The organism is Burkholderia vietnamiensis LMG 10929 (assembly GCF_000959445.1).
Lineage (GTDB): Bacteria > Pseudomonadota > Gammaproteobacteria > Burkholderiales > Burkholderiaceae > Burkholderia > Burkholderia vietnamiensis.
The window spans coordinates 1,889,693-1,903,392 of sequence record NZ_CP009630.1; the positions used below are offsets into that span (position 1 = coordinate 1,889,693).

Annotated in this window: 12 protein-coding genes; 6 read left to right on the forward strand and 6 right to left on the reverse strand. The window is 68.7% G+C overall.

Annotated features, from left to right (window positions below; all coding sequences use genetic code 11):
• Positions 1-117: 117 nt before the first annotated feature.
• Positions 118-465 (reverse strand): DUF4148 domain-containing protein, encoded by a 348-nt coding sequence (locus tag AK36_RS08330; protein WP_011881381.1) that lies wholly within the window; start codon positions 463-465, stop codon positions 118-120.
• Positions 466-691: 226 nt separating this feature from the next.
• Here AK36_RS08330 and AK36_RS08335 point away from each other — a divergent pair, with 226 nt between their 5' ends.
• The 3 genes from AK36_RS08335 (at position 692) to AK36_RS08345 (ending at position 3,943) form a co-directional block, all read left to right on the forward strand.
• Positions 692-1,636, forward strand: a complete 945-nt coding sequence (locus AK36_RS08335; RefSeq protein WP_140995244.1) for a LysR family transcriptional regulator — start codon at positions 692-694, stop codon at positions 1,634-1,636.
• A 93-nt stretch (positions 1,637-1,729) separates the two neighbouring features.
• On the forward strand, positions 1,730-2,860 hold the full coding sequence (locus AK36_RS08340; RefSeq protein WP_014724474.1) for a DSD1 family PLP-dependent enzyme: 1,131 nt from the start codon (positions 1,730-1,732) through the stop codon (positions 2,858-2,860).
• Between the two features lie 111 nt (positions 2,861-2,971).
• A complete protein-coding gene (locus AK36_RS08345) occupies positions 2,972-3,943 on the forward strand; it encodes an ornithine cyclodeaminase family protein (protein WP_045578257.1) in 972 nt (323 codons plus the stop codon).
• A 263-nt stretch (positions 3,944-4,206) separates the two neighbouring features.
• On the opposite strand, the gene AK36_RS08350 is transcribed toward AK36_RS08345, so the two are convergent.
• Positions 4,207-4,824, reverse strand: coding sequence for a glutathione S-transferase family protein (locus tag AK36_RS08350; RefSeq protein WP_045578258.1), 618 nt, complete (start codon positions 4,822-4,824; stop codon positions 4,207-4,209).
• Positions 4,825-4,925: 101 nt separating this feature from the next.
• On the reverse strand, positions 4,926-5,294 hold the full coding sequence (locus AK36_RS08355; RefSeq protein WP_014724471.1) for a YciI family protein: 369 nt from the start codon (positions 5,292-5,294) through the stop codon (positions 4,926-4,928).
• A gap of 82 nt (positions 5,295-5,376) precedes the next feature.
• Here AK36_RS08355 and AK36_RS08360 point away from each other — a divergent pair, with 82 nt between their 5' ends.
• Positions 5,377-5,844 (forward strand): MarR family winged helix-turn-helix transcriptional regulator, encoded by a 468-nt coding sequence (locus tag AK36_RS08360; protein WP_011881375.1) that lies wholly within the window; start codon positions 5,377-5,379, stop codon positions 5,842-5,844.
• A 95-nt stretch (positions 5,845-5,939) separates the two neighbouring features.
• Here the strand turns inward: AK36_RS08360 and AK36_RS08365 are convergent, their stop codons facing one another.
• Positions 5,940-7,151, reverse strand: a complete 1,212-nt coding sequence (locus AK36_RS08365; protein WP_011881374.1) for an MFS transporter — start codon at positions 7,149-7,151, stop codon at positions 5,940-5,942.
• Between the two features lie 70 nt (positions 7,152-7,221).
• Here AK36_RS08365 and AK36_RS08370 point away from each other — a divergent pair, with 70 nt between their 5' ends.
• A complete protein-coding gene (locus tag AK36_RS08370) occupies positions 7,222-8,256 on the forward strand; it encodes an AraC family transcriptional regulator (protein WP_045578259.1) in 1,035 nt (344 codons plus the stop codon).
• A gap of 89 nt (positions 8,257-8,345) precedes the next feature.
• Here the strand turns inward: AK36_RS08370 and AK36_RS08375 are convergent, their stop codons facing one another.
• Positions 8,346-10,256 carry a DUF3857 domain-containing transglutaminase family protein gene (locus tag AK36_RS08375; protein ID WP_045578471.1) on the reverse strand — a complete coding sequence of 637 codons (1,911 nt, stop codon included), beginning with the start codon at positions 10,254-10,256 and terminating at the stop codon, positions 8,346-8,348.
• Between the two features lie 427 nt (positions 10,257-10,683).
• Between AK36_RS08375 and AK36_RS08380 the strand changes: the two genes are divergently transcribed.
• Positions 10,684-11,547 carry a crotonase/enoyl-CoA hydratase family protein gene (locus tag AK36_RS08380; RefSeq protein ID WP_011881371.1) on the forward strand — a complete coding sequence of 288 codons (864 nt, stop codon included), beginning with the start codon at positions 10,684-10,686 and terminating at the stop codon, positions 11,545-11,547.
• 54 nt (positions 11,548-11,601) lie between these two features.
• Here the strand turns inward: AK36_RS08380 and pdeR are convergent, their stop codons facing one another.
• Complete coding sequence (pdeR, locus tag AK36_RS08385; RefSeq protein ID WP_011881370.1) at positions 11,602-13,605, reverse strand: cyclic di-GMP phosphodiesterase; 2,004 nt, start codon at positions 13,603-13,605, stop codon at positions 11,602-11,604.
• Positions 13,606-13,700: the final 95 nt, after the last annotated feature.

Genomic DNA, 13,700 nt, shown 5'->3' on the forward strand with positions numbered 1-13,700 from the left:
CGCCCGCCCAACCGATACAAAAACAGCCCGCGATTGCGCTGATCGCAATCGCGGGCCGTCCGGTTCGACGCGGGAGCGCTACGGCCTTCCGCTCGAACCTCGCGTCACTCGTGCTGCTTAGTGACCGCGGTACAGCGACTTCATCTCGTCATTCGCGCGCGGCGCGACGACCTTCGCCGGCTTGCCGGCCGCTGCGGCGCCTTGTGCGTTGTTGCCCACACCGCTGTTGTCGACACCTTGTGCGCGAGCCAGCGCATGTTGCTGATCGACGCGGGCTTGTGCGGCCTGGATGTCGTCCGGATAGTGCGGGTCTTCGCCGACCGCCGGGTTATAACCGGCCTTCTCCAGTTCGATCAGCTCGGCGCGCACTTGCGCACGGGTGAGCGGTGCGGTGTTCTGAGCGAAAACGGCGACCGGAGCGGCAAGGGCAGCAGCAACGACAACGGCTTGAATAAGGTTCTTCATGATACGTACCTCCGACTGTGTCTGGTTGTGTGGCTTCGAACACCTCGTTCGTTGCCAATGACTAAAGTTTAGGCACGTGCGCCCTCGAGAGTTATCGGGCTGCGTGGAAGTGATTGTTGCTGGCCGCGGATGGAATCCGGCGTCACAACCGCTGCGCAGCGATGGATTCCGCGCGCCAAGTGCGGTTTAATCGATGCCCGGCCACGCCAGCATCAACGGACATTTCATGCTCGACCTCGAAGATCTTCGGCTCGTTCGCGCGATCGGCGCGTCACGCTCGCTGGCGTCTGCCGCGCGCCTGCTCGACCTCACGCCGCCCGCGGTCACGCTGCGCCTGCAGCGGATGGAGGCGCGGCTCGAGGTCCGGCTCGCGGTGCGGCAGTCGAAAGGCATCGCGCTGACCGACGAAGGGCAGCGGCTGTACCAGGAAGCCGTCGCGATTCTCGAGCGCGTCGAAGCGTTGCCGCTCAGCCTCTCCGGCGATCACGGCGACGTGCAAGGCACGCTGCGCGTCGTCGCGCCGTTCGGCTTCGGGCGCAAGTACGTCGCGCGCATCGTGCGCGACGTGCAGCGTGCGCATCCGAAGCTCGAGATCTCGCTGCATCTGTCGGAGAGCCCGTTGACGAGCGCGTCGGGCGCCGATGTGGTGATCCACGTCGGCAGCCTGAAATCGTCGTCGTGGATCGGCTATCCGCTCGCACCCAACGAACGCTTCCTGTGCGCGAGCCCCGGTTACGCGCGCCGCATCGGCGCATTGAGCCATCCGTCCGACCTCGCCCGCTACGACTGCCTGTGCCTGCGCGAGAACGACGAAGACATCGTCCGCTGGCGCTTCTCGCAAGCCGGCGACGGCGAAGGCGACGCCAGGCGCTCGGCCGTGATCCGCGTGACGGGCGCGCTGTCGTCGAACGACGGCACCGTGATCACCGACTGGGCGCTCGCGGGGCTCGGCATCGTCGAACGCTCCGAATGGGACGTCGCGCCGCTGCTGGCGAGCGGCAAGCTGGTCAGGCTGCTGCCCGACTGGCATCTGCCGCCCGCGCCGGTGACCGCGCTGCTGCCGTCGCGCACGGGCCGTTCCGCGCGACAACGGGTGTTCCTCGAAGCGGCCACGCAATTTCTCGCGCCGCCGCCGTGGCGCGCGAAGGTGCCGCCGCCCGCCCATCATTAAATTGGTGTTAATGACCGATTTCCGCCGCGTTAAACCCGCGGCGAGTCGAACGCCGTAGAGTGTGTGCGTCGCCAACCATCGAGGCAACGCATCATGGGCATCCCCACCGTCACCACCCCCGCCGCACTGATCGACGTCGATCGGATGCACGCCAACATCGCGCGCCTGCACGCGCATCTGGACGCATTCGGCGTCGCGTTCCGGCCGCACGTGAAGACGACCAAGTGCCAACAGGTCGTGGACGCGCAGATCGCGGCCGGCGCGCGCGGCATCACGGTGTCGACGCTGAAGGAGGCCGAGCAGTTCTTCGCGAGCGGCGTGCGCGACATCGTCTATGCGGTCGGGATGATCCCCGCCCGGCTCCCTCAGGCGCTCGCGCTGCGCCGGCGCGGCTGCGACCTGAAGATCGTCGCCGACAGCCTGCACACCGCGCAGGCGATCGCGGCGTTCGGCCGCGAGCATGGCGAGCGCTTCGAAGTCTGGATCGAGATCGACGTCGACGGTCACCGTTCGGGGATCCGCCCCGACGACGACTTGCTGATCGACGTGGGGCGCACGCTCGCCGCTGGCGGCATGACGCTCGGCGGCGTCCTGGCTCACGCCGGCTCGAGCTACGAATACGACACGCACGACGCGCTGGTCGCGATCGCCGAACAGGAGCGCGCGCGCACCGTGCATGCCGCGCAGCGCCTGCGGGCGGCCGGCTTGCCGTGCGACGTCGTCAGCATCGGCTCGACGCCGACCGCGCTGTCCGCGGCGAACCTCGACGGCGTGACGGAAGTCCGCGCGGGCGTGTACGTGATGTTCGACCTCGTGATGCACAACATCGGCGTGTGCGCGCTGTCCGACATCGCGCTGTCGGTGCTGACCACCGTCATCGGCCACCAGGAAGAGAAAGGCTGGGCGATCGTCGACGCGGGCTGGATGGCGATGAGCCGCGATCGCGGCACGCAGCGGCAGGCGCGGGACTTCGGCTACGGTCAGGTGTGCACCGAAGCCGGCGACGCGCTCGACGGCTATCTGATGAGCTCGGCGAATCAGGAGCATGGGATCGTGTCGCGCAGCGGCGCGCCGGATCCGGATATCGCGAGGCGGTTTCCGATCGGCACCCGCTTGCGGATTCTGCCGAACCACGCGTGCGCGACCGGTGCGCAACATCCGGAATACCGTGCGCTGACGCGCGACGGCGCGACGCAGACTTGGCCGCGTTTCTACGGGTGGTAAAAGCGCCGGCCATCGCGGCCGTCGCGATTCAACGTCGAGGCAACCGTTTGTTCAACGACAGTCGCCTCATCGAATTCCAGTTTGCATCATCTTTCCACAGGCTCGCCCGCCATGCCGTCAGACGCCCAGCTCCTGCTTCTCGATCGTGATGCCGTCGGGCCCGCGCTTCAGGCCGAACAGGTGACGGCGGCCGTGCGCGACGCTTTCCTGCTGCACAGTCGGCGCGCCGGGCGCGTCTTCCCGGTGGTGCGCGAAAAGCTCCATACCGGCGGCATATTCGGCATCAAGTCGGGCGACGTCGCACAGCAGGAACTGCTCGGCTTCAAGGCGGCCGGCTTCTGGCCCGGCAACCGAAGCCGCGGCGGCGAGCCGCACCAGGCGACGATCGCGCTGTTCGATCCGGCCACCGGCCGCCCGCTGTGCATCATGGACGGCAATGCGATCACCACCGCGCGCACCGCGGCGGCCGGGGCGCTCGGGCTGCAGACGCTGGCGCGTCCCGACAGCTCGCGCTTCTGCGTATTCGGCACCGGCGTGCAGGCGCGCGCCCAGCTCGACCGGACGCTCGCGCTGCTGCCGCAGCGATGCGCGGTGCAATACGTGAGCGCCGGCGGCGCCCCGGACCCGGCCTTCGAGTCGGCGTTCAGCGCCCGCTGCGACATCCGGGCCGCGCGCGACCGCAACGATGCGGTGGCCGGCAGCGACGTGGTGATCACGGCGACGCCCGGCCGCGGCCCGCTGTTCGACGCCGCCGCGGTGCGGCCGGGCACGCATCTGACCTGCGTCGGCGCCGACACCGCCGGCAAGCGCGAGCTTCCCGAACACCTGTTGGCGCGCGCGCGAATCTTCGTCGACGATCACGAGCAGGCGCGCAGCATCGGCGAATGCCAATGGGCGCCCGAGCTGCCGCGCATCGAGATCGGCGACGTGCTCGCGGGCGTCGTCACGGTCGATCGTGCGGCGCACGACATCACCGTGTTCGACATGACGGGCCTCGCGCTACAGGATCTGACCGTCGCGCGCGTCGTCTATCGACAGGCCGTCGAGCACGGCGCAGGCCACCGCGTTCCGTGGCCATGGTGAGCGCCGCCGCGCGCGGCAGGTTGCGTCGCCATGCGGTCATCTCGCGTATGCGCAAGCACGTTTGACTTCGACGATGCGTTGCGGTGCGCGCATGCGGCTCGACACGCGCGCACGAGCCCAACGGATACGACCTTCAGCGCGCACGAGGCAAATTGCGTCGACGACGCACCGCCGATCGACATCGCCCGCTCCGCTCACAACCCGTCGATCCCGAGTCGCGCCTTCGGCAGCCCCGCCGAAGTGCCATGACAGCGCGCGCCCCGTCACGCCGCCTGACGCGCCTGCGCGATCCGTTGCGGCGCCTTCGGGCGCGCATAGAGCCGTTCGAGATACGCCTGCAATTGCGGGAACGTATCGAGCAACTGGCATTCGCCGGCCCAGTCGATCAGATAAGCGGTCACGCAATCGGCCACCGACAGCGCATCGCCGACGATGAACTCGCGGCCTTCGAGATGCCGCTCGAGAATCGCGGCCATCGTCACGAAGTCCTCGCGTGCGAGCGCGATGTCGGCCGGCAGACGCTTTTCCGGCGGATAGAGGAACGTGTGGCGCGCGATGCGCCACAGCGGCTGCTCGAGCTCCGTCACCGCGAACATCACCCATCGGTAAGCGTGCGCACGCAGCGCCGGATCCGTGGGCAGCAGCGCCTTCTGCGGATACTTGTCCGCGAGATACAGCACGATCGCGGCCGACTCGGGAATCACCAGATCGCCGTCCACCAGCACCGGCACCTTGCCGGCCGGATTGAGGCGCAGGAATTCGGGATGCTTGTGCTCGCCCGCCGGCAGGTTGACCGACACGAATTCGAAATCCGCGTCGAGTTCCTTGAGCCCCCAGAGCGCGCGCTGCGAACGCGTGCCGGCAAATCCGTAAAGCTTCATCGCAATGTCTCCGTCCAGATTGTGTGTCATGTCGCGCGGGCCGCGTCGTGTCCGACCACGGCCGGCGTCGGTCGCGCGCAGCGCGTGCCGCGTACCGCCGCTCACATGCCGGGCACCGGCAGAATCGGCATCACCTCGACCGCCTCGCCGGGAAACAGCGTGAAATGCGGATGACCTTCGAACAGCGCGGCCGCTGCGTCGTGCGACGCGGCGCGCACGATAGTGAACGCGCCGAGCGCATTGGCCGTATCGGCGACGCCGCGCGTGTCGATCCTCTTGGTCTTGCCGAGCGGGCCGCCGAGTTCGACGATCGCATCGCGATGCCGGTCGACCCACGCATGCCACGCGGCCATTCCGTCCCGCTCGCGTGCGCGCCGCTCGTCCTCCGACAGCGCGAGCCACGCCTTCATGGGCGCACTGTCCTTGCTGCCGACGAAAACCGCGAGATACAACTGCTGTCGAGCATCCATGCTTCCTCCGTCCGGTGGCGGGCGCGGCAGGCTGCCGCACCTCGCCCTTGACACAATAGGTTGATATCAACACAATTGCAACATGGCCCGCAATAATGACCTTCCCTTCGAAACGACGTTGATGGTGCGCGATTGCTGCTTGTGCCTGCACATGCAGCGCGCGGCGCGCAATCTCGCGCGCATCTTCGACGATGTGCTGCGTCCGCTGGATCTCACCAACGGCCAGTTTTCGCTATTGATGTCGCTGAACCGGCCGCAGCCGGCGACGATGAAATCGGTGGCGTCGCTGCTCGCGATGGATCGCACCACGCTGACCGCCGCGCTGAAGCCGCTGGAGCGGCGCGGGCTGCTCACGATCGCTCAGGATCCGGACGACGGGCGCAGCCGTCTGCTCGAACTCACGCCGGCCGGCCGCCAGCTGCTCGCCGACGCGTTTCCGCTGTGGCAGCAAGCGCATGCCGACATCGAGAAGTCGTTCGCACCGGAGCAAGTCGACGTGCTGCGCGACCAGTTGCGCATGCTGTCGGAAGACCCGGCGACGCGCGGCTGAGGCGCGCGTCATAACTGGTTGATGCAGCGGGTTGATGCAGCGGGTCGATGCTTGCCGCAGCCTGGCGGCAGCGGGCCGATCGGCCCGCGTGCACGTCACTCGGCGAGCGCCGCCGCGACGCCGACGCGCTTCGGCACGCCGGCCACGATCGTCGCGACCGCGACGGCCAGCACCGCGGCCGCGCCGACGAACACACCGCCCGCGCCGTTCGCATCGAACACCACGCCGCCGGCCGCCGCGCCCGTTGCAATCGCGAGCTGGATCGCCGCGACGATCAGCCCGCCCGCGCTTTCCGCTTCGTCCGGCACGGTGCGCGTGACCCACGTCGACCACGCGACCGGCACGCCGCCGAACGCCATCCCCCACAACGCGACGAGCACCGCGTCGAGCATCGGCGCGCGGCCGAGCGCGACCAGCGCGATCGCGAGCACGACCATCAGCGCCGGCATGCCGATCAGCATCGGCCGCAGCCGGTGTTCGAGCACGCGGCCGGCGAGCGACGTGCCGACGAAGTTGGCGATCCCGTAGCCGAGCAGGATCGCCGACAAGCCGTTCACGCCGACGCCGGCAACCTGTTCGAGAAACGGCCGCAAATACGTGAAGAACGCGAAATGCCCGGTGAATACGAGGATCGTCGCGAACATCCCGAGGCCGACGGTCGGCCGGCGCAGCACGTCGACGAGCGTGCGCAGGCGCGTCGTGCCGCTCGGCGGCATCGACGGCAGCGTGGCGGCCTGCGATACGAACGCGACGCCGCCGAGTGCGGCCGCGATCAGGAAGACGTTGCGCCAGCCGATCAGGTGCCCGAAGTAACTGCCCATCGGCGCCGAAGCGATCGTCGCGACCGCCACGCCGCTGAAGATGATCGACAGCGCGCGCGGCACCATCGCGGTCGGCACGAGCCGCATCGCGGTGGCGGTCGCCATCGTCCAGAAGCCGCCGAGCGCGATGCCGAGCACCACGCGGCCGATCAGCAGCGTCGTCAGGTTCGGCGCGAACGCGACCGCGAGATTCGACGCGACGAGCAGCACCGAGAACACGAGCAGCACGCGGCGCCGGTCGATGGTGCGCGTGAGCGCGGAGATCAGCAGGCTCGTGACCAGCGCGACCGTCGCCGTGGCCGTGACGGCCTGGCCCGCGACGCCCTCGGTCACGCCGAGGCTGTCGGCCATCGGCGTGAGCAGGCTCGCGGGCAGGAATTCCGCGGTCACGAGGCCGAACACGCCGAGCGTCATCGCGAAGACGGCGCCCCATGCGGGTTCGCGGGGAGCCGCCGGGGCGGCGGCAGAGGAGATTCCGGGATTCATGCGTCGTTCCGAGTCGTCTGGGGAAAGTACCGATGTCGACGTATCGTAAGGAACAACGACAGGACGGTCTATGACATACAATCCGTTCTTATTGATCCATCGTCCGGATTTCGCAATGTCCACTCCGTTGCTCCCACCGACGTCCGACCCGCACGACCTCGTCAGCGAACTGCTGCTCGGGATGCGGCTGAGCGGCGTGCAATACCGCCGGATCCAGGTGGCGCGGCCGTTCGGGCTGAGCTTCGGCCATGCGCCGGGGCGCGCGCAGTTCCATTTCGTCGGGCGCGGACCGGTGCTGCTGCGCGACGCGGACGGCACGACGATGCAGCTCGAGGCCGGCGACGCGGTGCTGCTGCCGCACGGCCGCACGCATGCGCTGTTGTCGGACCGCGATGCACCGTGTCGCGAGATCGGCGGCTTCGAGGCCGCGAAGATCTGCGACACGGTGGCGTCGGTCGGCGTCGGGGCGTGCGCGGCGACGGAGCCGGCCGCCGGCGACGCGCTGATCTTCAGCGCGTGCATGGAACTCGATCTGGGCGGCATGCAGCCGCTCGTCGGCACGATGCCGGCGTTCATGCACGTCGGCACGCTGCTCGCCCGCTACCCGGAAATCCGCCCGATGCTCGACGCGATGGAACGCGAATCCTGCTCGGAACGCGCGGGCTTCGCGGGCATCCTCGCGCGGCTCGCGGACGTGGTCGCCGCGTTCATCGTGCGCGGCTGGGTCGAGTGCGGCTGCGGCGACGCCACCGGATGGGTGCAGGCGCTGCGCGAGCCGAAGCTCGGCCGCGCGATCGTCGCATTGCATCGCGATCCGGGGCGCAACTGGAGCGTCGCGGAACTGGCCACCGCCGCCGGCGTGTCGCGCTCGGTGTTCGCCGAGCGGTTTCTCGCCGCCACCGGGATGACGCCGGTGCGCTACCTGACCGAGCTGAGGATGCGGCTCGCCGCGCAGTGGATCGCGCGCGACCGCGACACCATCGAGACGGTCGCGTACCGGCTCGGTTACGGATCGCTCGCCGCGTTCAGCCGCGCGTTCAAGCGCGTGGTCGGCCGGCCGCCCGGTGCGGTGCGTGCGGAGGGCGATGCGCGGGTGGAGGTTTAGGGGGAGTGGTTCGGTCGATGCGGCGGGGCTGGGTTTGGTTGCCGCGGCGTTGGTTTCGACCGCGCCTCCCGTCACACCGCACTCGACGCTCACCGTTGCCCGACCCGCACGACGATCTGCGCCTGCGTATCGCGTTCGATGCGCTCCAGCGAACCGCGCAACGCCGCGAACACTTCAGGTGAACAGACCTGTGTGCCGAACGCCGCCGTCATCCGGCGCGTGACCTGCACGATGTGCGCGACCGGATCGAACACGTAATGCGACGTGAAGTCGACGAAGCGTCCGTGCACGATCGTGTCGGCCGGCAGGTCCGTCAGCGCCGCGCCGGCCGGCAGCGCGATCTGGCCGGTCTCGTCGAACGTGCCGCCGATGCAGGTCCATGGTTGCGTGCGCATCGGTTCGGCGAGCCACCCTTCGATCTGCGTCGCGATGCCGCCCGTGACGCTCGACAACGCCGGCACCGCGGTCGTGCCGTCCGGCCACACGAAATGATCGAGCGTGCCGGCAAACCTCACGTCGAACGGGCCGTCCGTCGCGCGGCGATCGCTCGTCTCGATCTGCGCGCGGCCGCGCAGCCCGGTTTGCCGCAGGCGTTCGTTCGCGAGCTGGCCGATCCGCTCGGCCGGCGCACGGCGAAACAGGTTGCGCTCGAGCTCGGCCGTCCAGCCGTCGTCTTCGACGAATGCGTGGAACGGCGCGGCGCCCGCCTGCGCCGCATCGATCGCGAGCCGCGCGGTGCGGCGCCGCGGCTGCGTGGCCGGCGTGCGCGACAGCACGCCGCTGTCGACCAGCAGCGCCGGCCGGTCCATCACGATCGGCGGCAGATAGCCGAACGCGATGCCGGCCGTCGTCGTATCGGCGTACAGGCCGAGCTCGGGCAGCCAGGTGATCGCATGATTGATCGCGCCGCCGCCGTAACCGGGCACCGACGGCAGCGTGTACACGGCGCCGAGGTTGATCAGCACCGGCTCGCTGCGGATGCCGACCGCCGCGAGCAACGCGCCGAATAGCGCGACGTGGTCCTTGCAGTCGCCGTAGCGGTTGCGCAGGATGTCGGTCACGCGATGCGGCGCGGCGGCCGTCTCGCCGAGAAAGATCGCGACGTAACGCACGTTCGCCTGCACCCAGTCGTACAGGATGCGCGCCTTGTCGCGCACGCCGTCGGCATCGGCGGTGAGCGCGCGCGCCAGTTGCACGACGGCCGGATCGTGCGCGCCCGCATCGACGGCCGCGTTGCGATACCGCGCGGCGAACGCCGCGTAGTCCGGCAGCGTCGACACCACGAGCCGGTCGCCGTAAGTTTGATAACCGACCGAGCCGCTCTCGATCCGCTCGTACGGCCCATGCCGATAATCGAACGCGTAGCGCGTGCGGCCGTTCGCGGTCACCGGCGGCAACGCGACGTAGCCGCGCGCGTCCGCGTGCAGCGGCATGTCGGCCGGCACGTCGAAGATCAGCCGCTGATGCTCCACCGGCTCGCGCGACGGTTCGACGTAGTAGCCGAAGTAGCCCGCGTTGACCGGCTTCGTGCGTGACTTGCGGAATGCGATGCGGGTGCGCGAGCCGGCCTCGACGCCGGGAAACACCACCGTGCGCAGCAGCCCGTCCTGAAACGTCGGCGCGCCGGCCGAGCGCGGCTCCTGCACGTCGCGGATGCCGTCGGCGCCGACCGGATGCGCGACGCCGTCGCGATCGATCGTCTCGGCCGCGACCAGTTCGACCTTCTCCAGATTCTTGTCGTACCAGACGTAGCGCTGCGCAATCGCATCGATGCCGCTCGCGTCGTTGGCGCGCAGCGTCGAATCGTCGTCCTCGTCGAGCGAGCCGTCGCGCTGGATCACGAATACGTGGACATCGTCGACGAGCGTGACGGGCGCCGCGTCGCCCGTGTCGGCGGCGGGCACGGGGCGCGCGGCGGTCAGCGCGACGGCGGCGACCGCCGCCCATGCAAAGGCGCGACGCGGCCCGCTGCCGGACCGGCGGAAGGGAAATCGCACCACGTCGAAGCTCTCCAACGCGTGGGGGTTCGGGTCAGGAATTCGGCCGGCGTATCGGCGCCGGCTGCAACGAGCGCGAGCCGATGAGGTCGGCTCGCTCAGTTCGAGCAGCCAGTGTGTTCGCCGCACCGCCCAGCGTCAACCCGCCCGGCATTCGCTCGCCCCGCACGAAACCACCCTGCCCATCGCCGCCGCCGCGCGGCAAGCGCACGCGCGCGGCACCACCCCTCCCTCCCCACTCGCGCGATCACATCGCTCGCCGCGTGCGCGGCTCGCGTAAGCGCCCAACTCGTGCGTTGTTCCCCGCATTTCGGCATTTGTGCGCGCGCAACAATGGCGGTGCCTCGCGACCGGCGCCGTCCGGGGGCATGTTTTTCCGCGACGCCGGCCGCGGCGCTTTCCGAAGAACCACATCTCACGAGGACATACCATGCAACTCCAATCCCATCCGGCGTGCCGTCCGTTCCATGAAGCAGGCGAACTCACGCAATTGACCGCGTTCTACGAAGAAGGCCGCAACGTCATGTGGATGATGCTGCGATCGGAGCCGCGTCCGTGCTTCAACCAACAGCTCGTCACGGACATCATCCACCTCGCGCGCGTCGCACGCGATTCGGGCCTGCCGTTCGACTTCTGGGTGACGGGCTCGCTCGTCCCCGAGCTGTTCAACGTCGGCGGCGACCTGAGCTTCTTCGTCGACGCGATCCGCAGCGGCAGACGCGATCAGCTGATGGCCTATGCGCGCTCGTGCATCGACGGCGTGTACGAGATCTACACGGGCTTCGGCACCGGCGCGATCTCGATCGCGATGATCGAAGGCAGCGCGCTGGGCGGCGGCTTCGAGGCCGCGCTCGCGCATCACTACATCCTCGCGCAAAAGGGCGTGAAGCTCGGCTTCCCCGAGATCGCGTTCAACCTGTTCCCGGGCATGGGCGGCTATTCGCTCGTCGCGCGCAAGGCGGACCGCGGCCTCGCGGAGACGCTGATCGCGTCGGGCGAGGCGCATGCGGCCGAGTGGTACGAGGATCGCGGGCTCGTGGACGAGACGTTCGACGCGGGCGACGCGTACGTCACGACACGCACCTTCATCGACGTGGTCAAGCCGAAGCTGAACGGCATCCGGGCGATGCTGCGCGCGCGTGAGCGCGTGTTCCAGCTCACGCGTTCCGAGCTGATGGACATCACCGAGCAATGGGTTCACGCGGCGTTCACGATCGAGCCGAAGGACCTCGCCTACATGGAACGCCTGGTGATGCTGCAGAACCGGCGCGTGTCGAAGCTGCGCACGGTGTAACGGAAGCGGAGCGCGCCGCTGCGTCGCGGCGGCGCGCCCGCGATGCGGACACGCTCAGGCGATCAGCCTGAGCTTTCTCGTTTCGGCGAGCCACGCCTCGAAGGCCTGAGCCGGCATCGGCCGCGCATAGTAGAAACCCTGCGCGCGGTCGACGTCGATCTGCTTCAGGAACTCGGCCTCCGCGCGCGTCTCGACGCCCTCGGCGACCACCGAGAAGCTCAGCGCCCGCGCGAGCGACACGACCGAACTCACCAGCGCCTGCGAGCGCGTGTTGCGATCGATGCCGGTGATGAAGCTGCGATCGAGCTTGATCGAATCGAGCGGCAGCCGCGACAACTGCGACAGCGACGAATAGCCGGTGCCGAAATCGTCGAGGTGAATCTGCGCGCCGAGCTGGCGGAACTGCTTCATCAGCCCGTGCGCCGCGTTCTCGTCCTCGATGAAGCTGCTCTCGGTCAGCTCGACGTCGACGAGGCTCGGCTTCAGTCCGGCGCTGTCGAGGATCGACGCGAACTGATCGACCACGTTCATGTCCTGCAACTGCCGCGCGGACACGTTCACCGCGATCCGCACGCCGAGCCCCTGCGCCTTCCATGCGGCGGCCTGCGCGGCCGCGGTACGCATCACCCAGCGCCCGAGCGGCGCGATCAGCCCCGACTCCTCGGCGAAGCGGATGAACTCGACCGGCGCGACGAGCCCGCGATCGGGCGACTGCCAGCGGATCAGCGCCTCGACGCTGCGCACGTCGCCGGTGGCGATGTCGACGACCGGCTGGTAATGCAGCACGAACTGCTCGTCCTCGAGCGCCTTGCGCAGGTTCGTGTCGAGCCACATGTACTTCGCGACCTTCTGGTTCATCTCCAGCGAGAACACGCGGTACGTGTGCTTGCCTTCTTCCTTCGCGACGTACATCGCGGTGTCGGCGCTGCGGATCAGCGTCTCGAGCGAATCGCCGTGCTGCGGATACATCGCGATGCCGATCGAGCAACTCGTGTAGACCTCCACGAGCCCCAGATGGATCGGCGTGCGCAGCCGCTCGAGGATGATCTGTGCGGTCGCCTCAAGCAGCGGCCGCGTGCCGTGCTCGAACAGCACGAGGAACTCGTCGCCGCCGAGCCGCGCCAGCGTCGCGCCCGACGGCAGGCAGCCGCCGATCACGGCCGACACGTCCTGCAGCAGCCGGTCGCCGGTGATGTGCCCGTAGTGGTCGTTGACGCGCTTGAAGTTGTCGAGATCCAGGAACAGGATGCCGACCTGGCCGCGCACGTCGCTGCGATCGGCCGCGAGCGCGATGCGGATGCGCTCGCTGATCGCATGGCGGTTCGGCAGCCCGGTCAGCACGTCGGTATTCGCGAGCTCGGTGAGCCGCTGCTGCGCGTTGCGCTCCTCGGTGATGTCGATGCCCGAGCAGATCAGGTACTGCTCGTCGACGCCGCTGCCGCTCTGCACGAACTTGTTGCGGAACTGGAACAGGCGCGGCCCGTTGACCGTGTTGATGTAGCGCTCGACCGCGAACGGGCGGTTGCTCGCAAAAAAGCCGGTGATGTTGCTGCGCGACTGCTCGCCCTGCTCCTCGCTCATGAACAGCTCGAACGCGCTGCGGCCGATCACGTCGACTTCGCGCTTACCCGTCACTTCCTCGCACAGACGGTTGAAGCGCTGCACCATGCCGTTGCGGTCGAGAATCACGACGAGCGAATTCACTTCGGACACGACCTGCTCGGCGAACGCGAGCCCGTGGGCGAGGTCGGCCGCGACGGACTCGGTATCCGAGTAGGCGGACGCGGTGCCGGCCCAGTTGGCGGTGTCGACCTTGCGGCCGACGAGGTGCAGGCTCACCGGATCGCCGAACAACGCGAGTTCGAGCACGAGGTGCGACGTGACGCCGGTGAGCGCGCGGATGCGCGCGGCCTGCTCGCCGGTCAGCGCGACGGCGACATTGGTACAGCCGCGCTGCGCGGCCAGTTCGAGTGCATTGCTGTCGCTACCGAGGCGCCAGCATGGGCTGCGCGTACCGAGATGCGCTTCGAGCACCGCGCAATCGTTTTCGTCATCCATCGACACGCCCCGATCCAGAAAAAACGCATAGTGTAGACGGAGGCGAGCCATCTGCCATCGGTCGCTGCAGGTGCACCGCGCATGCGCGGCGGCGC

Excerpts from the sequence above, each read along its gene's own strand:
- AK36_RS08330 (WP_011881381.1), bottom strand. The coding sequence starts at position 465 with ATGAAGAACCTTATTCAAGCCGTTGTCGTTGCTGCTGCCCTTGCCGCT.
- AK36_RS08335 (WP_140995244.1), top strand. The coding sequence starts at position 692 with ATGCTCGACCTCGAAGATCTTCGGCTCGTTCGCGCGATCGGCGCGTCA.
- AK36_RS08340 (WP_014724474.1), top strand. The coding sequence starts at position 1,730 with ATGGGCATCCCCACCGTCACCACCCCCGCCGCACTGATCGACGTCGAT.
- AK36_RS08345 (WP_045578257.1), top strand. The coding sequence starts at position 2,972 with ATGCCGTCAGACGCCCAGCTCCTGCTTCTCGATCGTGATGCCGTCGGG.
- AK36_RS08350 (WP_045578258.1), bottom strand. The coding sequence starts at position 4,824 with ATGAAGCTTTACGGATTTGCCGGCACGCGTTCGCAGCGCGCGCTCTGG.
- AK36_RS08355 (WP_014724471.1), bottom strand. The coding sequence starts at position 5,294 with ATGGATGCTCGACAGCAGTTGTATCTCGCGGTTTTCGTCGGCAGCAAG.
- AK36_RS08360 (WP_011881375.1), top strand. The coding sequence starts at position 5,377 with ATGGCCCGCAATAATGACCTTCCCTTCGAAACGACGTTGATGGTGCGC.
- AK36_RS08365 (WP_011881374.1), bottom strand. The coding sequence starts at position 7,151 with ATGAATCCCGGAATCTCCTCTGCCGCCGCCCCGGCGGCTCCCCGCGAA.
- AK36_RS08370 (WP_045578259.1), top strand. The coding sequence starts at position 7,222 with ATGACATACAATCCGTTCTTATTGATCCATCGTCCGGATTTCGCAATG.
- AK36_RS08380 (WP_011881371.1), top strand. The coding sequence starts at position 10,684 with ATGCAACTCCAATCCCATCCGGCGTGCCGTCCGTTCCATGAAGCAGGC.
- pdeR (WP_011881370.1), bottom strand. The coding sequence starts at position 13,605 with ATGGATGACGAAAACGATTGCGCGGTGCTCGAAGCGCATCTCGGTACG.